Source organism: Hymenobacter defluvii (assembly GCF_017589435.1).
In the GTDB taxonomy this organism is placed as follows: Bacteria; Bacteroidota; Bacteroidia; order Cytophagales; family Hymenobacteraceae; genus Hymenobacter; species Hymenobacter profundi.
Map to the genome: position 1 here is coordinate 1 of NZ_JAGETX010000029.1, position 22,171 is coordinate 22,171.

Annotated in this window: 18 protein-coding genes; 11 read left to right on the top strand and 7 right to left on the bottom strand. The window is 49.8% G+C overall.

All coding sequences use genetic code 11. The annotated features are described in order from the left end of the window. Window positions 1–85: 85 nt before the first annotated feature. From J4D97_RS21560 to J4D97_RS21570, 3 genes are all read left to right on the top strand, one after another. Window positions 86–1,189 (top strand): oligosaccharide flippase family protein, encoded by a 1,104-nt coding sequence (locus tag J4D97_RS21560; protein WP_347879377.1) that lies wholly within the window; start codon window positions 86–88, stop codon window positions 1,187–1,189. Between the two features lie 99 nt (window positions 1,190–1,288). Next, window positions 1,289–2,278, top strand: a complete 990-nt coding sequence (locus tag J4D97_RS21565; RefSeq protein WP_208309391.1) for a glycosyltransferase — start codon at window positions 1,289–1,291, stop codon at window positions 2,276–2,278. 133 nt (window positions 2,279–2,411) lie between these two features. After that, a complete protein-coding gene (locus J4D97_RS21570; RefSeq protein WP_208309392.1) occupies window positions 2,412–3,506 on the top strand; it encodes a glycoside hydrolase family 99-like domain-containing protein in 1,095 nt (364 codons plus the stop codon). A 35-nt stretch (window positions 3,507–3,541) separates the two neighbouring features. On the opposite strand, the gene J4D97_RS21575 is transcribed toward J4D97_RS21570, so the two are convergent. Continuing rightward, complete coding sequence (locus tag J4D97_RS21575; RefSeq protein ID WP_208309413.1) at window positions 3,542–4,312, bottom strand: IS630 family transposase; 771 nt, start codon at window positions 4,310–4,312, stop codon at window positions 3,542–3,544. 9 nt (window positions 4,313–4,321) lie between these two features. Next, the gene (locus tag J4D97_RS21580; RefSeq protein ID WP_208309393.1) at window positions 4,322–4,543 is read right to left on the bottom strand and encodes a helix-turn-helix domain-containing protein; all 222 of its coding nucleotides are present in this window, start codon (window positions 4,541–4,543) and stop codon (window positions 4,322–4,324) included. Between the two features lie 265 nt (window positions 4,544–4,808). Between J4D97_RS21580 and J4D97_RS21585 the strand changes: the two genes are divergently transcribed. Further along, entirely contained in the window at window positions 4,809–5,057 is a 249-nt protein-coding gene (locus J4D97_RS21585) for a transposase (protein WP_208309394.1), read from the top strand. Between the two features lie 125 nt (window positions 5,058–5,182). Continuing rightward, complete coding sequence (locus J4D97_RS21590) at window positions 5,183–6,052, top strand: IS3 family transposase (RefSeq protein ID WP_208309395.1); 870 nt, start codon at window positions 5,183–5,185, stop codon at window positions 6,050–6,052. A 13-nt stretch (window positions 6,053–6,065) separates the two neighbouring features. Here the strand turns inward: J4D97_RS21590 and J4D97_RS21595 are convergent, their stop codons facing one another. From J4D97_RS21595 to J4D97_RS21610, 4 genes are all read right to left on the bottom strand, one after another. Continuing rightward, window positions 6,066–6,926 carry a beta-1,6-N-acetylglucosaminyltransferase gene (locus J4D97_RS21595; protein ID WP_208309396.1) on the bottom strand — a complete coding sequence of 287 codons (861 nt, stop codon included), beginning with the start codon at window positions 6,924–6,926 and terminating at the stop codon, window positions 6,066–6,068. 134 nt (window positions 6,927–7,060) lie between these two features. Next, complete coding sequence (locus tag J4D97_RS21600) at window positions 7,061–10,744, bottom strand: PA14 domain-containing protein (RefSeq protein WP_208309397.1); 3,684 nt, start codon at window positions 10,742–10,744, stop codon at window positions 7,061–7,063. A gap of 541 nt (window positions 10,745–11,285) precedes the next feature. After that, the gene (locus J4D97_RS21605; protein WP_208309398.1) at window positions 11,286–11,549 is read right to left on the bottom strand and encodes a T9SS type A sorting domain-containing protein; all 264 of its coding nucleotides are present in this window, start codon (window positions 11,547–11,549) and stop codon (window positions 11,286–11,288) included. Between the two features lie 6 nt (window positions 11,550–11,555). Then, the gene (locus tag J4D97_RS21610) at window positions 11,556–13,397 is read right to left on the bottom strand and encodes a hypothetical protein (RefSeq protein ID WP_208309399.1); all 1,842 of its coding nucleotides are present in this window, start codon (window positions 13,395–13,397) and stop codon (window positions 11,556–11,558) included. 338 nt (window positions 13,398–13,735) lie between these two features. Here J4D97_RS21610 and J4D97_RS21615 point away from each other — a divergent pair, with 338 nt between their 5' ends. The 3 genes from J4D97_RS21615 to J4D97_RS23660 all read left to right on the top strand — a co-directional run bounded on the left by J4D97_RS21615 (window position 13,736) and on the right by J4D97_RS23660 (window position 16,031). After that, window positions 13,736–14,404: a recombinase family protein gene (locus J4D97_RS21615; RefSeq protein ID WP_208309400.1), complete on the top strand. Its 669-nt coding sequence runs from the start codon at window positions 13,736–13,738 to the stop codon at window positions 14,402–14,404. A gap of 80 nt (window positions 14,405–14,484) precedes the next feature. After that, window positions 14,485–15,705: a Fic family protein gene (locus J4D97_RS23935; protein WP_347879378.1), complete on the top strand. Its 1,221-nt coding sequence runs from the start codon at window positions 14,485–14,487 to the stop codon at window positions 15,703–15,705. Beyond that, entirely contained in the window at window positions 15,639–16,031 is a 393-nt protein-coding gene (locus tag J4D97_RS23660) for a hypothetical protein (protein ID WP_243900453.1), read from the top strand. The genes J4D97_RS23935 and J4D97_RS23660 overlap by 67 nt, the downstream gene beginning before the upstream one ends. Window positions 16,032–16,408: 377 nt before the next feature. Here the strand turns inward: J4D97_RS23660 and J4D97_RS21625 are convergent, their stop codons facing one another. Continuing rightward, the gene (locus tag J4D97_RS21625; protein ID WP_208309401.1) at window positions 16,409–17,344 is read right to left on the bottom strand and encodes a replication initiation protein; all 936 of its coding nucleotides are present in this window, start codon (window positions 17,342–17,344) and stop codon (window positions 16,409–16,411) included. A gap of 1,442 nt (window positions 17,345–18,786) precedes the next feature. On the opposite strand from J4D97_RS21625, the gene J4D97_RS21635 reads away from it, so the two are divergent. The 3 genes from J4D97_RS21635 to J4D97_RS21645 all read left to right on the top strand — a co-directional run bounded on the left by J4D97_RS21635 (window position 18,787) and on the right by J4D97_RS21645 (window position 21,709). Continuing rightward, window positions 18,787–20,247, top strand: a complete 1,461-nt coding sequence (locus J4D97_RS21635) for a Fic family protein (RefSeq protein WP_208309403.1) — start codon at window positions 18,787–18,789, stop codon at window positions 20,245–20,247. Between the two features lie 230 nt (window positions 20,248–20,477). Beyond that, entirely contained in the window at window positions 20,478–21,221 is a 744-nt protein-coding gene (locus J4D97_RS21640) for a ParA family protein (RefSeq protein WP_208309404.1), read from the top strand. An 11-nt stretch (window positions 21,222–21,232) separates the two neighbouring features. After that, complete coding sequence (locus J4D97_RS21645; RefSeq protein WP_208309405.1) at window positions 21,233–21,709, top strand: hypothetical protein; 477 nt, start codon at window positions 21,233–21,235, stop codon at window positions 21,707–21,709. Window positions 21,710–22,171 lie beyond the last annotated feature (462 nt).

The window sequence follows — 22,171 nt, forward strand, 5'->3', positions numbered from 1 at the left end:
GTTTATGATTAACACATCTGTGTTACCCAACAATGTAGCACCAATTTGACTACTAACACTATATTTACCAAAGCGAGCCGCCGAAGTGATAGGTTCTAGTTGGGTAATTAGCCTGGTTATTACATTAGTGATGATGATTTTGAGCATCTGTGCCATTCTGATTTTTGGTACGCTTGAAAACGAAGGGATGAACTTATTTGTTAGGTGGGCAGGTGTCACGCTTCTACTCATGCTGCCTTCTTTCGTAGCTACCTCAATTTTACAAGCGGAACAATACTTTGATAAATTACTTTACGTTAGAATACTGCAGCTGGGTCTCTCCGTGATTGGTCTACTTTTGCTCCTTGCATTTGATAAAGTAAACGTTGATAATTTAATATACAGTAATTTATTTGCCGCAACGATTACGAGTATAGCAACGGTAGTAAAAGGATGGACTAGAGTCAATGATGTAAAATATAAAACATTAAGTTGTATCAAGGAGTTAGCTCATTTTGGTAAATATAGTGTTAGTAGTCAAATTGGTGCTACATTGTTGGGTAACACAGATGTGTTAATCATAAACTATATGATAGGGCCCGCTGCGCTTGCTGTTTATAACCTAGCGCAACGATTCATGATGGTTGTTCATTTATTAATTGGTAGTTCAGTAGCAACTGCAATTCCAGCACTTTCTAATGCATACAACCAAGGCGATGAACATAGCTTTTCTTCCTTGCTCAAAAAATATATAGGAACATTGTCGTGGGCCATGATTCCAATTATTGGATGCGTTGTTTTACTGGCCGAGATTCCAATCTATTTGTTAGGTGGAGAAAAATACTTAAATACTGAGGCTGCTAATTTGTTGCGTATATCAATCACATTAAGTCTATTTTTTCCGATTGATCGGTTTTCAGGCATTGCTTTAGATATTATCAATAGGCCAAAAATTAATTTGATAAAAGTATTTATTATGCTTATAGTGAACGTGGTTTTTGACTTTATAGGATTATATGTAACTGATAGTATCTACGGAGTAGCACTAGCGAGTATAGCCACTGTAGCCGCTGGAGCTACTTATGGGTACGTTCAGATAAGAGAGTATACAAATATGTCAATAATAAACATTGTAGAAGTGGGTTTCTTAGAAGGGAAAGCCTTGATCAACCAAGGGCTTAATTTTTTTAGATCAGTTCCGAATACTTGATTGGTGCCCGAGTGCTATGTCATTGCCTCTTAATATTCGATAGCTTTACGCTTTAAAATAAAAATGCAAAAGCTTAGTTTTTTTGACCGATAAATTCTCATGATAAAATATATAGAAGGCATTGAAGAGGCCAAGGTATCTGTTATAATCCCTAATTATAACCATGCGAACTATTTGCCTCAGCGCATTGAAAGTGTATTGCAGCAAACATATCCTCACTTTGAAATTTTAATTCTCGACGACTATTCATTAGATAACAGTCGTTCAATTATTGAATCCTATGTTCTTAAAGATTCCCGCATTTCTTCAGTGTTCAATACGGAAAATAGTGGTAGTACTTTTAAACAATGGAGTAAAGGGTTATCTCTGACAAACGGCAAGTATATTTGGATTGCTGAAAGTGATGACTATGCTGACCCGACGTTTCTCGAAAAACTAGTATCTCGTTTAGAAACGGATCCTACTGTTGGTCTGGTATACGCTGATTCCTGGTATGTTTATCAAGATAAAAAAACCATAGAACGAAACCCAGAATTTTACAAGCAAATGGATGCTACTCTCTGGAGCAAAGATTTTGTTTTAGATGGAAGTACATTAATTACTAAGTTCATGTCGTACAGTAATATTATTCCCAACGCTAGCGCTGTCGTACTACGTCGGGCCACTATAGAACAAGTAGCCTTACCTGATGGCAGCTGGAGACTAGTTGGTGATTGGTTATATTGGACTAGTATTATGGCAATTTCCAGGGTTGCTTTTGTGGCGGAGCCGCTCAATTACTTTCGCTTTCATGATAACAACGTTCGAAGTACAAAGGTCAAGCAAGGTTTAGCATTAGTTGAAATTCTACGCTTGTTAGTTGTCATTCGTAAATATGGCACACCAGCTGCTGCTCTTTTTCAAAAAAAGTTAGATGAGTGTGTTGACTATTGGATTCACTGCCTCTTCAACCTGAGGTATAAAATACCATTCAGTCGTCACCGTGAGTTGTTCTATCTCCTTGGAAAATTGGATAAAAACTTCAAGAAAAATATATGGAGAAAGATTTTATCTTATGGTTTTTATAAAGTTTCAGGAAGAATAAAATAATTAAACTTTCTAATTAAAAGCTGATTTATCATAAGTGTTAATTTATTATATGTAATAATTTTTTAGTTTTATTTGATGGCATTCTCCGTTAAAGTATGTGCTCTTATTTTATTAACCTTAAACAAAACCGTAAATGTCATCTCTTCGCGCTTTAGCTATTTACCTTCCTCAATTTCATCCTATCTCTGAAAACGATGAGTGGTGGGGAACAGGCTTTACAGAATGGACTAATGTAACCAAGGCCTTACCCCGCTTTCCAGGCCACTACCAGCCGCAACTACCAGCTGATTTAGGCTTTTATGATTTACGGCTTCCTCAAGCCAGACAGGCACAGGCAGAGTTGGCGAAGGCGTATGGCATTCATGGGTTTTGTTATTACCATTACTGGTTTAATGGCCGCAGAGTCTTAGATCAGCCTTTCGAAGAAGTATTGTCTTCAGGTAGTCCGGATTTTCCCTTTTGCTTATGCTGGGCCAACGAAAACTGGACTAGGCGTTGGGATGGTCAAGACGAAGAATTATTACTTAAACAGGATTACTCTGAAGCAGATGATGTAGCACATATTCAGTATTTAGCAACGGCTTTCGCTGATCCTCGCTACATTAGGGTGGATGGAAAGCCGGTATTTATTATTTACAGAGCAGATTTATTTCCTGATATTTCACGCACTCTTACCACATGGCGTGTGGAAGCAAAGCGCCTTGGTGTAGGGGAATTATACTTGATTAAAATAGAACGATTCGTTCAGGATAAAACTGCTGATCTACAAGGATTCGATGCTACTATGCAATTTGAGCCAGATGGCTCATCAATTCCTAAGAAGTATGAGGTTGGGTTATTTCGTAAAATAATGAATAAACTAGAAATAACGAAAGCGCCTTTTCTTAACGATGATGTATTCTCTTATAAAGAACATGTAAGAAACGCTATGCAACAACCGATACCCACTTACAAAAGGTATCCATGTATAATGCCTAGTTGGGACAATAGCGCACGACGCAAAAAAGGAGCTTTTATAATGCATGGTTCAACTCCTTCGATCTACGAACGTTGGCTAGCTCACATTGTGAAAACATTTAAGCCTTTCTCTAAGGAAGAAAACTTTATTTTTATTAACGCTTGGAATGAATGGGCCGAAGGTAATCATTTGGAGCCCTGCCAAAGATGGAATAGGCAGTATTTAGAAGCGACCAAGCGTGTGTTGGTGACTTCCAATCCCACAGAATAGCTGACTTTTAGATGCAATTCTGTAATTTATACTCATCACGAAGTGCTACGCGAATCGAGGATGTGATATTTTCGGGTCAGTAAGGACACGAGGTCGTGCTCGAACTCGGGGAGTCGAGTGAAGAAGTGCAGCACGGCCTGCCGGAATTCACCCTTGGTGCGGTAGAAGCAGGTGTTGATGATCTTCTGGCGCAGGTACTTCCACAGGCGCTCGATCAGGTTCAGATTGGGCGAGTAGGGCGGCAGAAAGACCTGCACGATTCGGGTGCCGTGCAGCCAGGCCGTCAGGTCCTTGTTTTTGTAGTAGCGGGCATTGTCGCAGACCACGTAGATGGTGCCCACCGGATGCGCCGTCAGCAACTGTTCATACAGGCGGCGCGTGCTCTGCGCATCCACCCGGCTGGTTTCATCCAGCAGCACCTGCGTGGGCTGGTAGGCATTCACGGCCGCGTTCAGATTTACCCGCTCGCGGCCGCTGACGGTGAGCAACGGCCGCTTGTGGCCGACCTGGCACCAAGCGCGGGTGCAGCGCGTGTTGTGGGTGGGGTGAGCTGCGTCGGCGTAATACAGGACGGCCCCACCGGCCTCCACTTTGGCTTTCAGCCCCGCCAATTGCGCTATAAAGGCGGTTTGCGCTGCCGCGTTGGCATGGCACGGCACGGGCGTGGTCAGCTTGTAGCAGAAGCCCAGCCGGTGCAGCAAGTCCGTCAGCCCGGAGCGGGAAAACGTGACCTGAAAGGTGTGTTCGACCCACGCCAGCAGCGCGGCACAGTCCGTGTACAGGGTCTGGTTGAGCTGCTGGCACAGGTGCGCGAGCTAGGCGCTGGTGAGGAGGCCCCAGTAGCCAGGCTGCTCGTGGTACAGATACTTGTCTAGGCCCAATGCCGCGAAGGCGGCCGCGTAGCGGTACACCGTGGCTTGGTCCAGGCCCAGGTCCTCGGCCACGCTGGCCGGCGAGCGGTCCTTGTCGAGCAGCAGCAACACGGTCACCTTGACGTAGCCCACGTCATCACGGCGCTGGCGTTGCAGTTGGCGCAAGCGCTGGCGTTAGGCGTCGGTCAGGGCTACGTGCATGGAGCAAGTCTAGTACTTTTAGGCCAATTTTTTCGCAAATTACTTCGCGATAAGTATAGTCGAGTGTGTCTGGTTGGTAAGCTGTCAATAAATGAGAGTTTATCAGTAAATGTCGTCGTATTCTGCCGGCTTGAAATGAACTTCTGCTTAGATAACTGATTTGGCTTCAATCAATTTATGAGGTGGTCTAGTGAAAACAGACAGTGGCAAGTCTTACCTTCCAGTGCCTATGTCGATCAAAATGATTTCCAGCGGCCCGCTGCTGACCCGCAAAAAATATACGCCCGCTTTCAAAGCCGAGTGCGTGCGCCAAGTAGCCGCTGGCGCTCGGCAAACCGACGTGGCCCGGGCCCAGGGTCTGTCGCCCGCGCTGCTGGGGCGCTGGCAGCGCCAGGCGTTAGTCGAAGCTGTGCCTAGTAGCGCGGAGCGCGACGAGATAAAGCGCCTGCGCGCGGAGCTCAAGCGCGTGGAGCAATAGCGCGATATTTTAAAAAAGCCGTGACCATCTTTGCGCAACCGCCTCAACTATGAGCCGTTACCACTTTATCGAACAGGTGGCGACTACCGAGCCGGTGCAGGTGCTCTGCCGCGTGCTACAGGTCAGTGCCGCGGGCTATTATCAGTGGCGGAGCCGAGCAGCGCCCAACACCCGACTGGGAGCCGGCGGCCACCGCCGCCTTTTCCCGCCATGCCCAGCGCTATGGCACCCGCCGCTTGCGGGCCGAATTGCGCGCCGAAGGGCACGCGGTCGGGCGCTATGCGTTGCGCAGTTGGCTGCGTCGCAGTGGCTTACGAGCACTAAGCACGCGGCCGCAACGCCCGCGTACCACCGTGGCCGACCCCGCGGAGGTCGTGGCTAAAAACCTGCTCCTGGGCCAGCCAGCGCCCATGGCCCCGAATCAAGTGTGGGTCGGCGATATTACTTACCTGCCCCTGGCTGGTGGGCGCTGGTGTTATCTGGCCACGTGGCGCGATACCTACTCGCGGCGCGTAGTGGGCTGGCACCTCGACCAGCACATGCCCACTGAGTTGGTGCTCACGGCCCTGGAGCAGGCCCTAACACTGCGCCAACCGGCTCCGGGCCTCATTATTCATGCCGACTGTGGTAGTCAATATACCAGCTCGGCGTGCCAGACGCGCATCGAAAAAGCCCACGCACTGGCTAGCTATAGCCCTATGATAACGCCCGAGCCGAGGCCGGGTGGAGCACACTCAAAACCGAACTGCTGCCCCGCGGCGGCACCTTTACTAGCCTGGAAGAAGCCCGACTGGAGGTCGCCTACTACCTCGACACCTACTTCAACCTCGACCGCCGCCACTCCGCCCTCGGCTACCGCTCGCCTCACCAATTCGAACACGACCTCCAAATCAACTTATCTTAGCGCACTGTCCGTTTTTACTGGACCACCCCATTATCTGGCTGGCACTTGGTTTCCTATTTGGAGTAGATTTCCAACTGTTAACCGTAATTAATTGGCCATTCTATCTAAACTTTCCTAATTATTACCTCATCTATTTGGTTAAGCAAAGCTGCGCTACGCTCCATATCGAACTTTCTGGCAAAGAGTTTATCTGAATGCTCCAGGCTTTGCAGGTCATTGTCGAGCAAAATCTTTGGATTTGCTCCGCCCAATGACCAGTCGATGTAACGCAGGTTATTGTTTACCACAGTATCTTTCAAATGAGAATTGATAATAATTGTAGGAATTAGATATTCATCTGGAGCCCAGGTGAACTGCGCAAACCTTTTTATTCCAGGATTTTTTTCAATAAAATCTACAATGTATTCCGCGCACTTTTTACTTATAGTCCACCAGGTTGCACAATTTCCGCCGTATAAAGTATAGGATAGCGGAAATTTTCTTTTAGGCATCAGGAAATTAATGAACTGTTGGATGCGGTAATGGCCTTTGAATACGAAATCTGTCAGATGATACTTTTCTACTCTGTGCTTAGCGCTCTTCCACCATTGTGAACCGTAGGCTTCATATGATAAAAACGATTTCCCGATATTATTGCTAAAAAATTTATAGATGTATTCGTTAGATTTGATTGGATAATCTTGCCCACTCATTACATTGATAAAATCGTACTCATTTCCGGTTTCAAAAATCTCTTTAATGCATTGTAGGATAGCATTAGTAAAGCTATAGCCAGCCCAGTTGACCAGTAACTTCGTTTGCGTAAGCTTGGTATTTTCAAGCTTTCCTAAGTAAGCGAACGGCCTGCTGTCAATTTTCTTGTCTACGTGAATATAAAAAGTGCTCCCTTTATGAGACATTTTTTGAATAAGTCTTTCAATCTGCTTGGGCTCTTTGTAAGCCATTATTAGATGGGCTACTTTCATGTTGAAGGTTTACTTGTGGCTTATTGTGTGTGGTTTGAGCGTCTTGTATGCAAAAATATAATAAAAATTGCTCTGAGATTCTGGATATAATTTATCCAGAATCTCAGAGCAACTGTAAAGGTAGAGTGGGTTGTTTATTTATTTAAGACCACACGCTTATGAACTACTTCAGTGCTTGTCGTCAGCTTGATACTGTACACACCTGCTGGTAGATTACCGGCTTTTAACACAAATTTCCGGTTATCATCAGCTTCAAGATTTCCTGAGAACAGTTCTTGCACCAGTCGGCCCTGTACGTCATAAACCGTTAAGGCAACCCGGTTTGCTTGAGTCAGTTTTAGTTGAACGTAGCATTCGTTGTTGAATGGATTGGGAGAAGCCGTCAGTTCTATCTCCTTATTCCCTGCTGACCCTGAGATGCCTAAGGCTATTTTGGCCATGCTGTTTGAGAGAGTAGAGGGAGTGCTGGCGCGTGCTGCCGTAGCTACAAACGGCGACAGTCGGCTGCCTGGAATTGGAGCCTCTAAGGTGCCGTTGGGAAGCTGCCAGGCAACTGCTACGTGGTCTTCTCCGCCTTGCTCTTTCTGCAGTGCTTCAATGTAATAGCGACGACCTGCTATCAGGTGGACAGAAGCTGATTGTTGGTTGGAGTATTTGTTCCACTCTCGCCAAGCCGTATAGCCGGGCACACTTGCAATCCGGACCTTATTTGTCGGATCATCATCAGTACTCAGCCATAATTCACAATGATCGTCGCCGGCCACCCAGAAAGTGTACGTGCCGGTTTGGGGTGGGCAGAGGTATCCCCGAACACGAGCGCCGTAGTTGTCGCCCGTGTTGCGCAGGCTTTCGAACTGGGTGAGCTGGCTGGTGCTGGTAGGGGCCAACTGAGTCGGAATAGTAGCCACCTGCCAACCCTCAATATTGCTCCACTCTTCCCGCAAAATAGTGCCCGTAGCCGAACAGCCAACAGGCGACGATGTGCTTGTCACGGCTAGCACAAATACCGGCGTTTCCGTGACTTGCATCGTCAACCTGCCGTTTTGTAGTGTCACGCGCTGTACGGCCATCGTCTGACTTCCGATGGTGGGTCGATAGACATCCGCGTAAGCTGCGCTACCCAGGTTCAACGTATACTGCTCTCTACGCCCACGCTCATCCGGTACAACCAGCATATAAGCCGATTGCCCATTCAACTCGTAGCGGTCGACGATAGGATCATCGTTAAGGGTTTGTTTGAAAGTGTAAGCGCCGATGAGTGTATTCGCCTGGTTGAGAAACTGGGCAGCCGGCCGGGGCGTCATGTCTGAGTTTATCAGCCCCATTGAGCCAAACTGAATCGGATTCTGAGGATTGTCGTCATACAGCTGGTACAGGAACACACGTTCTACGCCCCAGCGGGCATAAGCCAGCGCCGTGCGTAAAGTCCAGTCAGCCTGGGTTTCCAGCACCGACCGGTTGCCCACGGCAACAGCTTTCAAGGGGCTGCCTTGGTTCAGGTCGTATCCGGTTTCCGTAATCCAGACGGGCATGTCGGCGGCATACTGATGCGCCATCAGCACAAAGGCTTTCGCTACCCGCCCGGCATCGGATACTTCGGGGGCCGCACCCCGCGTAGAGTTACCACCCTGCGAAGAGCCTGCATCGTTGGAGTACTGGTGATAGTTGATGATATCCCAACACAAGTTCACGTTGCCGTTAGGCTTATAGCCCCGGTTTTGCCGGCACCAGTCCACCATACCCTTCACGTAGTCGGGAGTTGGTGCAGCCAAGCCTCCCATCACTACCTGCATCGTCGGATCGGCATTTTTGACGCCGACGCCGGGACCCATCGTGTTTTTGTGGCCGTCGTAGAAAGCCGACAGGTTAGCGGCGTACTCGTAGGGAGTCTGGTAGGCTTTGCGGCCTTTCCACCACTTGTCCCGTTCGTTGTCGCACTCAATGTAGTTGATTAAGTCCAGGCCAATTTCGCGAGTCCTGGTGCCGGCGCTGGGGTCAGTGGGATACACCACGCCAGTCAGCACCCCACTAAGCAGCGCCGGATTTACCGACCGATTTCTGCCGTAGCGAGCGGCAAACTGGAAAGCTACCTTCGCCTGCTCAATATAGGAAGAGGGCAGCGTGACATCCCGGCCGTACCGTACCGGAATGTTTTCCGAGTCTCTTTCATTTGCTGGGTACGTTGTCTGCAGCCAGCCTGGCAATGTTTTTATACAAGCCAATACTTCAACTCCTTCCTGCTTCAACCGGCTATACATGTTGTCGAAGTTCCACCCGCCGCTCGGAGTCGGGTTGAAAGTGTAAACGCCCTGCGTTGACTCCAGCTTTTCCCAGTCGAGATAATGGCGGATGCCAGCGAAGTTCTTCATGGCCGCCAGTCGGACAGGGTCAACCTGCGCCGGATTGTTAGGCGCTTTCAAATCCCACTCAAAGGCATTCACTCCAAAAGACTGCTTCAGCTTAATCTGCTTCTGGGCGGCCAGCGTACCGGCAGAAGGCACTACGACCGGCGTAGGCATAGTGTAAGAGCCATACAGCTCCATCTCGGTAGGAAAAGCCCACGACGAGGTAATAACTAAATAGCGCGCATTTCGGATGGTGTTATCCAGCCTGAACGTCGCGGGCCGGTTTGGATAAGGCCCTACCCACCCATAGTGCTCTCCAGTGAAAGTGGCAATGGGAATACGCTGCCACGAGTCGGTAATAATGGACAAGGTCATGGGCGCGTTGACGTTGCTGCCCCACCCATCAAAAAACTTGATACTCTCGATGGCAAAGGTTTCACCGGGCTGCAGGGGATAGTAGGAGTCGTAGGTGCCGATAATCCTACCCCATCCGTTCTCAACATTTGTATTGGTGACTCCGTCAAAGAGCATCTGAATCTTATCCGGTGCGTTAGTCAGCTGGTACCACCGTTGCGGGTCAATCGGAATCTTGCCAGCTAACGTTCCGGTACCAACCGGGGGGATGGCTTGCACCGTCAGCGACTGGGCTACATTGGCTGCCGCTAAATAAGCGGAATTACCGGTCTGCAAGGCTGTAATCGTAGTGGTACCGGCCGTGTGCACCATTGCTTGCCAGCGGCCGGTAGTATTAGTAATAGAAGCAACTGCCGGATTGGAAGAGGTGTAGGTAATAGCAGTAGCGGTGTTGTTGCTAATGGCTGCTAAGTCAAACGGCGCGTCGCCCACTGTTTTCTTCGGCAAAACCGGAAAGCTGATGATTGCTTGCGCCAGTGGGGTAACAATAGCTGTGGCGATACCAAAAACCTTTATCTTCTGCGGAATATTATTACTGTATTTGTGGACAACAATAGCATCTGCGGTAACCGGGGTATTCATTGAAATATCTACCCAGTTCAGATATGTTTCTCCCGTAAATATTCCCAGTAGAGTTCGTTTGGTGCCATTGAGTGCGTAGATATAAGCGGGCGCATCCGTAAATACTCCCTGCCAGTCATATAATGAAAGACGGGTGATATTCGTGCGGCTGGCTAGTTTCAGCGTGACATCACTGTAAATGAAACTCCCAGGTGTCCATACGTTTTGTACCAGGTGATCTAAGTCATCGTTCAACCAAGGTGAGTAGTTGTGACCCGTATTAGCGCTGGGAGTAATAGCTGTGATACCTACTCTAATTACCGGCTGAGCAGATGATGACTGGCCTTGTGTGGCTATTATTCTAAAAAAGCCCGCCAGAAAAATCAGCAGAAACAAGCAGTGGTAGAGCTTACCCATGAAAAAATAGTAAGTGCGAAAACAGGAGAAATAGCCTAGATTTAAATCTTTGAATTGTGACTGACAGGACAGTACAATCATTGCTTAAAATAAATAATTTGTGTCTACAGTACAAAAGTAATATTTACAAAATAATGCACTGCATATTACGAATTCGCCTATTGTTATACAGGTTAATTTGAATTAACATATATTTTAGAAGTATTTCGTTAATTCAAATTAACGACTTAATCCTCATAGTTAAAGTTAACATTACAATGTTATATGAATTATGCAACAAAATATATTCATAATAAAAAACATAGTGGTATAAAGGAGGGGGTAGGCAGCATGATCCAGACACCGTTGCTTTGCGGCAAGTATAGCAACTCAACCCTGTGTAAGAAGGGAAAAGCTAGGTATCTATGCACGACCTACCGCCATTAGAATGTCTTTGCGCCTGCTGCCCCACGCAAAGCTGCTCAGTATGTCCAGGTTGAGAAACTGCTCGTAGAACACGTCTCGTAGCGGGCGACTGTACGCGCTATGAGTGTATGACCATCGCCCACTAGGCCATCCAAAAGCCAGTGGGCAAGCCCACTGGCTACTGACGTAGTTGGGAACATTATAAACGCAATGGCCCTTACTTGGCAACCACAATCCGCTGCACCAGGCGTTGCGTCTGCGTACTCAACTGCACTGAGTATATGCCTGCAGCTAAGGTATTAGTGACCAGTGACAGCCGTTGCGGCACGCCGCCCGCTACCGGGCCAGCAAACAGTTGCTGGGCGCGGCGGCCTTGCACATCGTATAGGGTCACTGTCGCCACTTCCACCTGCGAGAGCGTGAAGGCTATGATTGCTTGTTGCGTAACCGGATTCGGATGTACACTCAGGGCGGCGGACATTCTGTTTTACTTGGAACCTGCCAATACTGCCCCTGTAGCCGGCACGACAAAAATGGGGGTTTCGCCCACCGTAAGGTTTAACTGCCCGGTGCTGCTGCTGACCACTTGCACTGCCATAGAATCCTGACCCATGCGCGGCGTATAAACCTTAGCGAGACCGTGACGGCCAGTAGGCAGGATGTAAGAGGCCGTGCGACCTGTTTCCGAGGGTAGTACTAAGGCGTACATGGACTGGCCGTTCCGTTCGTAGCGGTCCACTAGTGGCTCGGTACTGATGGTTTCCTGGTACGTAAAGTCGCCCAATAGTTTTTGGGCCTGGTATAGGTAGTCGGCTGCAGGCTTGCGTCGGTGGGTCACGCCGTCCAGTAATCCCGAGGAGGCAAACTGGGTGCTGCTGGCCGGATTTAGGTTGTAGGTCTGGTAAAAGAACAGCCGGCTGATGCCGTGGCGGGCGTACAGGAGCGCAGTGCGCAGAATCCAATCGACCTGCACCTGCACCGGCGTTTTACGGCCAATAACAGGCGCTCGTAACGGACTACCGGGGTTGACGTCGTAGCCCGCTTCTGTCAGCCAGACGTCAACATTATATTCACGGCCGATGGTCACGAACGCGTCAGCGACAGCGGCCGCACCCGATAGTTCCGGCGCCGCGCCGCGTGTCGGGGTGCCCCCTTGTGAGAGTTGGGCATCAGTCGCATAATAATGGTAGTTGATAACATCAAAGCATAAATCGACCGTGCCGTCAGCCTTGTAGCCCCTATACTCTTTGCACCAGTCGATAATACCCCGGATATAGTCCGTTTGGGCGGAAGCCGTACCCCCTATGACGACTTGAAAAGTCGGATCTGCATTCTTCACCCCCACGCCCGGCCCCAACGTGTTTTTGTGCCCGTCGTAGAAGGCCGACAAGTTAGCGGCGTATTCGCGGGCCGTCTGGTAGGCTTTGCGGCCTTTCCACCACTTGTCGCGCTCGTTGTCACACTCAATGTAGCTGATATAACCCAGGCCCCTTTCCCGGGTACGGGTGCCCGCTTCGGGCGCCGTAGGGTACACCGGACCCGTGAGCACACCGTCCAGTAGTGCCGGGTTCACTGCAGTGTTGTGCCCATACCGCGCCGCAAACTGAAAAGCCAGCCGAGCCTGCAGAAGGTAGGAAGCCGGAGCCAGCAGGTTGGCGGTATATGCGGCCGGCACATTTTCGGCATCACGTTGAGCAGCCGGGTAATTCTGTTCCAGAAACCAGGGCGGCAGCGTTTTCAGGCAGGGTAGGATCAATTTGCCTTCCTGCTGCAGACGCCGGTACAACAAATCGTAATTCCAGCCCCCAGATACCGTCGGATTAAATGCGTACTGACCCGGCGCCGTCTCAATTCTTTCCCAGTCCAAGTAGTCGCGGTACTGCGTGAAAGCCTGCATTAATGCCAGCTTAGGCTCCGATACTTTCTCCCGTTCCGGATCTTCCACAAATTCCCACACGAAGGAATTAATCCCCAAAGTGTGCGCCAGCTTGATTTCTTTTTTTGGAAACAATACTGCGGGAGCGGCGGCGCGATAAGACCCGTACAACTCCATTTCTGTGGGAAATCCTCCACTCGTACGCAACACTAGGTACCGAGCCGGTACCGGCTCGGGCAAAGTGACCTCCACCCATTGTCGGTAGTCTTCTCCCGTGAACGTGGCCAGTAGCACCTGGGGGTCCGTAGCGGACGCTTTAGCGTACAGTTGCCAGGGCTGCGCCGCGAATGTGCCCTGCCCATCATAAAGGCGAACTTCGGTGATGGCAACGTCCGCGAGATCTTTGAACTCATAGTAGCAGTTGTAAGTCGTCAGCACTTTGCCCCAACCCATAAAAACATCTTGGTCCAGTATGCCATCCGTCAACTGCTGTAACCCCGTGCCAGCAGTTATCTCGTCGCCAGGACTATTTAGCTGATACCAATGGTTGACCTGCAGGGGTATTTTTTTGTCACCAAAAGGTGATTGACAATAGAAAGCAAGAATGCAGCAAGTCAATAGCAATGCTAAGAGTACTCGTTTCATACTAGGCTGCATTAAATGAGGTGCGGCTATATAGGTCGTATTTCCGTGCAGTATGTAGAAAACTTTCCGGATTATGCGTTATAACATACTGCAAAGGTTCGTTTGTAGAACGTTATAAACTATCTTACGCGTCTATTCTCTACCTCATGCTTCCGACCAACAAGCAATACGTTCCCTATTACCGCGTCTCCACGCTTAAGCAGGGCCAGTCCGGGTTGGGACTGGAAGCGCAGCGCCACGCCGTGCACGCTTTTGCCCCACAACCAGGACAATTGATCGGCGAGTTTGTGGAAGTGGAGAGCGGCAAGCGCAATCAACGCCCACAACTGCAGGCCGCCATAGCTGAGGCGCGTCAGCGGGGTGCAACGCTGCTCATTGCCAAGCTCGACCGGCTCTCCCGTAATGCCGGTTTCATCTTCGCCTTGCGTGACTCCGGCGTGGACTTCGTCTGCTGCGACATGCCCGATGCCAATACGCTCACCGTGGGCCTATTTGCCGTCATTGCCCAGCACGAGCGCGAAACCATTTCCAAGCGTACCCGCGACGCGCTGGTGGCCAAAAAAGCCCGGGGGGCGGTGCTCGGTACCCCCGCCAACCTGACGCCGGCTGCGCAAGCCCACGGCCGGGCCACGCAACAGGCTAATGCCCGTCAACACCAGGCCAACCGCCAGGCGGCCCGCTTGGCGACCTTGTTGCAGGCGCAGGGGCACACGCTGCAACAGATAGCCCGGGAGTTGAACGAGTCGGGGTACCGCACGCGCCGCGGTAGGGCCTTCTTTCCCATGTCCGTGCAGCGGCTGTTGCAGCGCGGCTAGCGTGGCCCTTGCGCTTCGTCTGCTCTGGCTGGGTGAACGAGATTATTTTCGGATATTCGGCGAAACACTTTTCATAAAGCGTGGCCATTGATAAGCATTTTTCACAATTAATAACTGTTTTTCACGGGCGTACCACGCCGGAGCCCGGCACGCTGGTAGGCTACGCGGCTCTGATCGAGGCGCTGCAACTGCCTGTGCCCCCACCGCAGACCATAGCCCTGATTAGCGAAAAGCACCGGCAGTACACCACGACCAGCTGGTTGGTCCTGACGCCCCGGCATCGGCCGGCAGATACGCTCTACGCTCACCTGGTCTTTGCCCTTAAGTACGAGGGCTTGGACCTGCTGTTTTTCAAGAAGCTGTTCGAGCAGCTGCCAGCGGCCACCATAGAAAGCTGGATTGTGCGCGAACCGCTCAGCCGGTATAGCCGCAAGGTGTGGTTTCTCTATGAATGGCTACTGCAGCGCCCTCTGGCCGTACCAGATCTGCCACAGGGCAACTATGTGCTGCTAGTCAACGATAAGCAGCAGTATGCCAGTACCAGCGAGGTGCCGTCGAGCTGCCACCGTATCCGCAACAACTTGCCCGGCACGGTTGGCTTTTGCCCCCTCATCCGCAAAACGCCCAAGCTAGAGCGGTACCTAGTAACGAATCTGGCGGAGCAGGCCAGGACGGTACTCAGCGGCGTACGCAAGGACATTCTATTGCGCACATCGGCCTTTTTGCTGCTAAAGGATTCCAAGGCTTCCTTCACCATCGAAGGGGAGCAGCCGTCCTCCACCCGGGCCCTACGGTGGGGGCGAGCCATTGGCCAGGCCGGCCAACACGCCCTAAGATCGCAGGAATTGCTGCGCCTGCAGCAGATTGTCATCGAGAACAGTCGCTTTATCCAAATGGGCTACCGCACGGCGGGTGGCTTTGTGGGAGAGCACGACCGGCTGACCGGTGAGCCGATTCCGGACCATATTTCTGCGCGCTGGCAAGACCTGGAAAGCCTGATGACGGGCCTGTTGCAAACGACTACGTACCTGGAGGCCTCAGCTTTTCACCCGGTGCTGACGGCCGCCAAGGTGGCTTTTGGGTTTGTATTCATTCACCCTTTAGTCGACGGCAACGGCCGGCTGCATCGCTACCTCATGCATCACTTGCTGGCTAGCATGCGCTTCACGCCCAGGGAATTATCTTCCCGGTATCGGCCGCCATTCTGGAGCATCTCGAGGACTACCGGCGTGTATTGGAAAGCCACTCGCACTCGCTGCTGGAGTTTATTCCGTGGAGCCAGACTGCCGACCACAACGTAGCGGTGCTCACGGATACGAGCGACTATTACCGCTACTTTGATGCTACTGCCCAGGCCGAATTCCTGTTTGATTGCGTCGCCTATACACTAACCAATATCATCCCGCAGGAGGTGGCCTACCTGCAGCAGTACAATGCTATGAAGTCGTGGCTGGACGAGCAGTTTCAGATGTCCGATAAATTGGTCGCTCTGCTCATTCGCTTTCTCGGGCAGAGCCAGGAGGGGGTACTTTCTAAAAGGGCGCGCGAGAATGAGTTTGCCTTATTTTCCGAGGAGGAAGTGCAGCAAATTGAGCAGCGCTATGCCTTATACTTTACGGAGCCATAGCTAAGCATACAAATAACTCCCTGTTCTATTACCTACCAATGATAATGTCGATAAGATATTGATTACTTGGGGATGCAGTATAAATTCATAGTCGGCCGACTATGAATTTATTACTAGTGTTATTGATGTTACCTATGTTGATAGTGTTACTCAATTTCTTTTAAAAGTAGTTTCTTGTTCTGTAGCAATCTGCTAAGGTGAACCGCCCGGATTGCGGCTGGCCTTCACATTACCGGTTTTGAATGGGTATATAAACCAGAACAATTCATCCATTCGTAGGGGAGTGCTTGGTTTTGAACACAGTTCATTTACTGTTCCTACTGTTGTGCGACCCATCTACTAGCAGCCAGTAGCCGCACGAGGACTTGGCGTACGGCTTAACGCAAGCCGACCATTTTCAAAAAGAGACCGCCCGGGTTCTTATCCGCTTTTACCTTACCAGTTTTATGCTTGTAGATAAAGGAGAAAAGGACATTAAGCTTCTTGGTGTCCCCAAGAATCTGGCTAATGAGCTTAGGGTCCTGAATCTCCAACTCTTCCAGACTCTGTAGGGCCCGGCGCTGCTTTTCCTGTTCGGCGCTGTCCTCAAAAGGAATAGGAAGCTGCTGCGGTACCTGGCTATTCACGAAAAAGCGGATGCTGTGGAAGGCACGCCCTTTCTTGATGAGTTCGTAGTTAATGCGCAGGTCGGTGTGCTCGTTGATTTGGATAGTGGCCACATCGAGCACGTACTTCTGCAGAGCGGAAATCTTTTCGTATTGCTCCGACTTTAAGCCTTTCGGGTCCTTAAGCGAGAGCATAATCTTCAGTTCGTCCAGCGTAAAGGTCTTTGTTTCACCAATGTCCTTCCACTGAGCGGCAATCTGGTAAATACGCTTAGCGTATTTGCTCGACAGACTGAAAACCGATTGCAGCCGATAGGACGTGAAGTTATTTTTTAGATCAATCAGGTAGCGCCGCATACGCTCAGATATTTCCAACTCGATGATACCCTCGCCCTTGATGTATAGTGCCGATGCCAGCAGACCTACCTGTAGTACGTGCTTGTTATCCTCGATATGGTATTCACGGCTACGCAGGTTAGAAGTTGCTTCCAGTAGACGCTGGTAATTCCAAGCCCGGCCCGTGAGCTGTTCCAATTCTTTAACTCGAATGCGGTAGATAGTGCCCGGTCTGTCTTCCTTGCGCAGTACCGATAAAAGCGAGAAGACGATGTCCATCTCGCAGGCACTCATCTCGTAGCGAGCCGTCGTGATGGCGTTATGCTGCCGAATTTCCAGAATGGTAGTTTCAGGAGTAGCCGGGGCGCTCATAAGCTAGAGACAAATAGTTACTACAGCCAAATATAAAAAAACTTATAGTAACTAAGGAAAGGCTTCCTTATTATTCTATCCTTTCGCTTACCATTTCTATCCTTCCCGCTTACCATTTCTATCCTTTCGCTTACCATTTCTATCCTTTCGCTTACCATTTCTATCCTTCCCGCTTACCATTTCTATCCTTTCGCTTACCATTTCTATCCTTTAGGTCACTTAAAATCATGATAGCCAACTACTTACAAGCCCTGCAAATAGAACAAATACTTGACAAATAAATAAATATCACAAATTTGTTGATGTCGGAATTTCAAAAAGTTATTAAAGGGTTCAAAACGAGGGGACGAAACAAAAAAACAACAAAGGAGGAGTCCATTTAAGCAAAAGAAGGGATTGAACTATTCCATGAATATTTTATACTTTTTTATCCTCGAATATTCCCTTGGTGTTTGCGTGCTTTTATGACTGTTGCATCTAACAGTATAAAACGATCTATGAGTTACGCTAATGCTATTTTAGGGCTATAACAATGATCAAAAGTTATTGCGGATGTTACCTTCCCTTTTAGTTGCTGAATAGAAAGCAGAAAAGAGAGCACCACATGTACTCGTTGATTCGCGGTCCAAAAGGATAGAAATAGTAAGTCAAAATAGACATACTATTGCTAAAGGATAGAAATGGTAAGCGTTTCCAGCCGCTAGAGCCACTATTTCTTCTTGACCGCATCCAGAGTAAATGAAGCATTTACTCTATTGACTTACCATTTCTATCCTTTCATTCTTTTCTGGAAATCCTCACAAGTATCTTCGAAGAGCGTCAAAGAGTTGTGGGGAAGTCAAGATAAATGACGGCTAACAGGTATTTCATCAACATCGGTGAGGAGTGTTGCGACCGTGACGAGGCCACCCTTTTTAACGCTCTCCGAACCCGACCGTAAGCAAGTAGCCACCTTATGCGAACGGGTGCAGCAAGTCACCGGTCAGCATACGCAGATAGCCTACATGGACCAAGACTACACGGACAAGGAGGCTGCATATGCGGCTACCATGGATGGTACTGGCGTATGGGTTATTACCAAACTGGTCTTGTGCTGCTGGCCTGCCGCTGGGTCATAGAGCGCTGCTTTAGATGGGCTGCCCACTTCCGCCAGTTGGCTCGCGACTACAAACGCTTGGCGCTGAGCATGTATCAGTTTCATTTTCTAGCCTTCGTCGGGCTACTGCTGGCTAAAGGCGTTTTTCTAGCCTACCGGTTTATAACAGTCTCTAGCGCAATACCCATTTCTGTTAAGCCATCTCACTACACTAGCAGGAGCAGGTCTGCGTACGTAGCCATGAACCACTATAATGCAAGCTTAACCTTAGAAAATATCTTAAATTTGCGTGATAATAGACTATATTTAACAAAACGCTTTGAATTCTTCTGCTTAATGCAAAGAAATGTGCACTGGCCCCCTATTGGTATTTGGCACTTCAGATTCGGCTCTGAACCGTCAGATTCGGGTGGCGCGGCAGCGGGGTGAACTGCGTGAAGTCGCCTCGCGCCTATATTCCCCGGATCTGACCACGCCTCCAGCGGTACTAGTTCGCAAAAACTGGCTGCCGATTGTACAGCATTTGTTTCCCGGCGCTATCATCAGCCACCGCTCCCAACTAGAGGGCCAGCCTACCACCGATGGACACCTGTTCTTGACCTATAGGTACACCCGCAACGTCGAATTGCCCGGTTTGACCGTGCACTTGCTGGAAGGGTCAGCGGCGCTACAAAGCGATGCCCCCTTCGGTGACGGCAGTCTGCTTTTCGCGTCGGAAGCCCGCGGGCTACTAGAGAACCTGCAACCGGCCCGTGTGCGCAAAGGCGGCGTAAGCAAGAGCCTACCTCTTGAAACCGTGGAGGAGCGGTCAGAAATGGTGCTGCGCATCTGGGGCGAAGAAGGGCTGAATGTTCTGCGCGACCAAATCCGGGAGGTAGCAACAGTGCTGGAATGGCCCGCAGAATTAGCCCAGTTGCAGCGCATCGTGGGGGCGCTGCTGGCCACGCAGCCTAGCAAGGTGGTAACCTCGTCTGTAGCCCGCGCGCGTGCCCTGGGGCTGCCCTTTGATGCTGGGCGGGTGTCGTTGTTTACTACTCTACTCAGCGGCCTACACCAGGCCGTGCTACCCACACGTCCCGATCCGGCACCAGTTTCCCCAGCTTACTGCACAGTAGCCTTCTTCGAGGCGTACTTTTCCAACTTTATTGAGGGCACAGAATTCCAAGTAGATGAGGCGCACCAGATAGTGGAAACCGGGCAGGAAGTGGGCGGCCGGCATGCCGATTCGCACGACGTACTGAGCACGTACCAACTTTGCAGCAACGTGGCTGAGATGCGCGTCATCCCGCACTCAGCAGAGGAGTTGCTCTCCATCCTGCAACGCCGGCATGCTCAGCTGATGCGCGCCCGGCCCGACAAGCGCCCCGGGCAGTGGAAGGAGTATGCTAACCAAGCTGGTCTGACCAGCTTCGTGGACCCAGACTTGGTTCGTGGTACCTTGCACGAAGGCTTCAAATTGTACCAACATTTGCGTGAGCCGCTGTCGCGAGCCCTGTTCATGATGTTCTTAATCAGCGAGGTCCACCCTTTCGATGATGGCAACGGCCGCTTGACCCATCTGATGATGAACGCCGAACTAGTTAGTGCCGGCCAGTGCCGCATCATCATTACTACCCAGGCTCGGGAAGCCTACTTGGATGCGCTGGGCCGCCTCAGTAGGCAGGGAGACCCAAGCCTGTATATACGCATGCTGAGTGCCGCCCAGCAGTTCGTGGCCACTCTGCGACCTGAGTCGTATGAGTCAATAAAACAGCAGTTAGAAGCACAGAATGCCTTCACTGAAGTATCCTCTCAGCTGCGTTGGTAGCGTACAACCTTTGATGTTCTGTACTGATGGGGAAAAACCTTTACCTCAGCAGGTTCAGCAGGTTAGATTGACGCGTTCTGACTGAGCTGCTACTGTAGTTTAGCTAACTAGTTCTTGAGTTATTAATCTGCACAATGAACATGAGTAACATTAATAACATAAGTATGATAAGTAACTAGTTTAACCATTAGTAACATAGGTAACAATTAGTAATATCGTATTATTACCGCATGAGCAAAATCATTGCATTTACTAACCAGAAAGGAGGAGTAGGCAAGACTACATCAGCCGCTAATATAGGCGCGGGGTTAGCCCGTGCCGGGTATCGAGTGTTACTAGTTGATTTGGATCCTCAAATTAACCTCACGCATGGGCTGGGCTTGTTGGAGGCAGAGTTTAACGTCTATGGAGCCTTATTGCACGAGTATAAGGTGAAGGCTTATCCTATTCAGGAAAAGCTGGCGCTTATTGCCGGCTCACCCACCCTATCCAGTTTCGAAAAGGTGAAGGGAGATGAATTGGACCGTGAGTTTTTGCTCAAGGATCTACTTGAGCCGCTACAGGAGCGGTGCGACTACATTCTTCTTGATTGCCCACCAGCGCTGGGTTTGCTTACGCTTAATGCCTATGCGTGTGCTACGGCGCTGTACATTCCGCTGGAGGCTCAGTTGTACGCCACCGAAGGCTTAGAAAAAGTATTGGAGATGGTAGGTCGGGTCAAACGGCGGTTAAACCCAAGCCTAACCATTGGGGGGATCTTCTTCACGCGCTTTGATCCGCGCAAGATACTGCGCCGTGAGACAGCTGAACTAGTGCGTGAAAAGTATCCTGACTTGGTGCTCCGTAGCACGATTCGTGAAACTATTGCCCTAGGAGAAGCTCCGCATTTGGGACAGGACATCTTCAGTTATGCACCAACCAGTGCTGGAGCTACAGATTACAAAAATCTCGTGCAAGAAATCATGACTCGTTAAGTGACTACTTTATGGCCAAGACATTCAAACAAAGCATCGCTAAACCAGCGGCGCAGAAGCGCACTTCAGAAAAAGATATTCTGGATTTTTTAGAGCAAGAACACCCTGCTGAATCTATTCCTTCTACAGCAAACAAGCAGAAGAGAGAAGACAGTAACATTAGTAATACTACTGAATTGGTTAATTCTAGTAACATTGATAACACTAAACTTGAAGCTGAAGTATCAATAGCTAGTGTTACTGATGTTACTGAGTTAATATTTGATGTGCGTCAGACGTTTGTTATTAGCCAGCAGTACTTGGACCGATTAAAGGATTTCGTGCATACGAAACGTAGCAACGGCCAATACGAATACACGCAAAAACAGGCGCTACATGATGCGCTGGATCGGTTATTTGCGGGTACTACCATTGAAGAGCGGCCAGCCCATATTCGCCAACAGGAAGAAAAGCGCAAGCAACAGATTCGTCGTGGTATTCCGAAGTGAGTAGTAGCTTTTGCAGGCAGGTGGTGATAATGGTGTGGCAACGCTCAGACCCAGAACTCATCCTCTCAGCATTCATGGCCTCGGTTAAAAGTTTGGCACAAAGGTTAGACGAGCGGTCCCTCGGTGGGTTTGTCCACGCGTCCTACTGCGCGGAGGTAGGAGCCCGAAAGGTGCGCCTTATTGGCCTCAGCTAACGGTAGCGGCTGTGCCGAGAAAGGGAGCCAGAAAGGGGAACCACTCCAGTAGCATGATGGCCCCACCTTGCTGACCTATTTGGTGCTGCCGCCTACAGCAGGGCCAAGAACTAAAAGGGAAATCTCTAAGGCGCGACCGACTGATACGAGGAATCAGGTAAAAGCCTGCTCAGTTGATGTATGAACAGTAGGAGGTGGTCAAGGGGGGAGATTGCTAGCCCGTCGTTTAACCTCGTATGATTGCGGTGCCTTTCGGTGAAGGGCAGCT

Excerpts from the sequence above, each read along its gene's own strand:
- J4D97_RS21565 (WP_208309391.1), top strand. The coding sequence starts at position 1,289 with ATGATAAAATATATAGAAGGCATTGAAGAGGCCAAGGTATCTGTTATA.
- J4D97_RS21570 (WP_208309392.1), top strand. The coding sequence starts at position 2,412 with ATGTCATCTCTTCGCGCTTTAGCTATTTACCTTCCTCAATTTCATCCT.
- J4D97_RS21585 (WP_208309394.1), top strand. The coding sequence starts at position 4,809 with ATGTCGATCAAAATGATTTCCAGCGGCCCGCTGCTGACCCGCAAAAAA.
- J4D97_RS21595 (WP_208309396.1), bottom strand. The coding sequence starts at position 6,926 with ATGAAAGTAGCCCATCTAATAATGGCTTACAAAGAGCCCAAGCAGATT.
- J4D97_RS21600 (WP_208309397.1), bottom strand. The coding sequence starts at position 10,744 with ATGATTGTACTGTCCTGTCAGTCACAATTCAAAGATTTAAATCTAGGC.
- J4D97_RS21605 (WP_208309398.1), bottom strand. The coding sequence starts at position 11,549 with ATGTCCGCCGCCCTGAGTGTACATCCGAATCCGGTTACGCAACAAGCA.
- J4D97_RS21610 (WP_208309399.1), bottom strand. The coding sequence starts at position 13,397 with ATGGGTTGGGGCAAAGTGCTGACGACTTACAACTGCTACTATGAGTTC.
- J4D97_RS21615 (WP_208309400.1), top strand. The coding sequence starts at position 13,736 with ATGCTTCCGACCAACAAGCAATACGTTCCCTATTACCGCGTCTCCACG.
- J4D97_RS21625 (WP_208309401.1), bottom strand. The coding sequence starts at position 17,344 with ATGAGCGCCCCGGCTACTCCTGAAACTACCATTCTGGAAATTCGGCAG.
- J4D97_RS21635 (WP_208309403.1), top strand. The coding sequence starts at position 18,787 with ATGTGCACTGGCCCCCTATTGGTATTTGGCACTTCAGATTCGGCTCTG.
- J4D97_RS21640 (WP_208309404.1), top strand. The coding sequence starts at position 20,478 with ATGAGCAAAATCATTGCATTTACTAACCAGAAAGGAGGAGTAGGCAAG.
- J4D97_RS21645 (WP_208309405.1), top strand. The coding sequence starts at position 21,233 with ATGGCCAAGACATTCAAACAAAGCATCGCTAAACCAGCGGCGCAGAAG.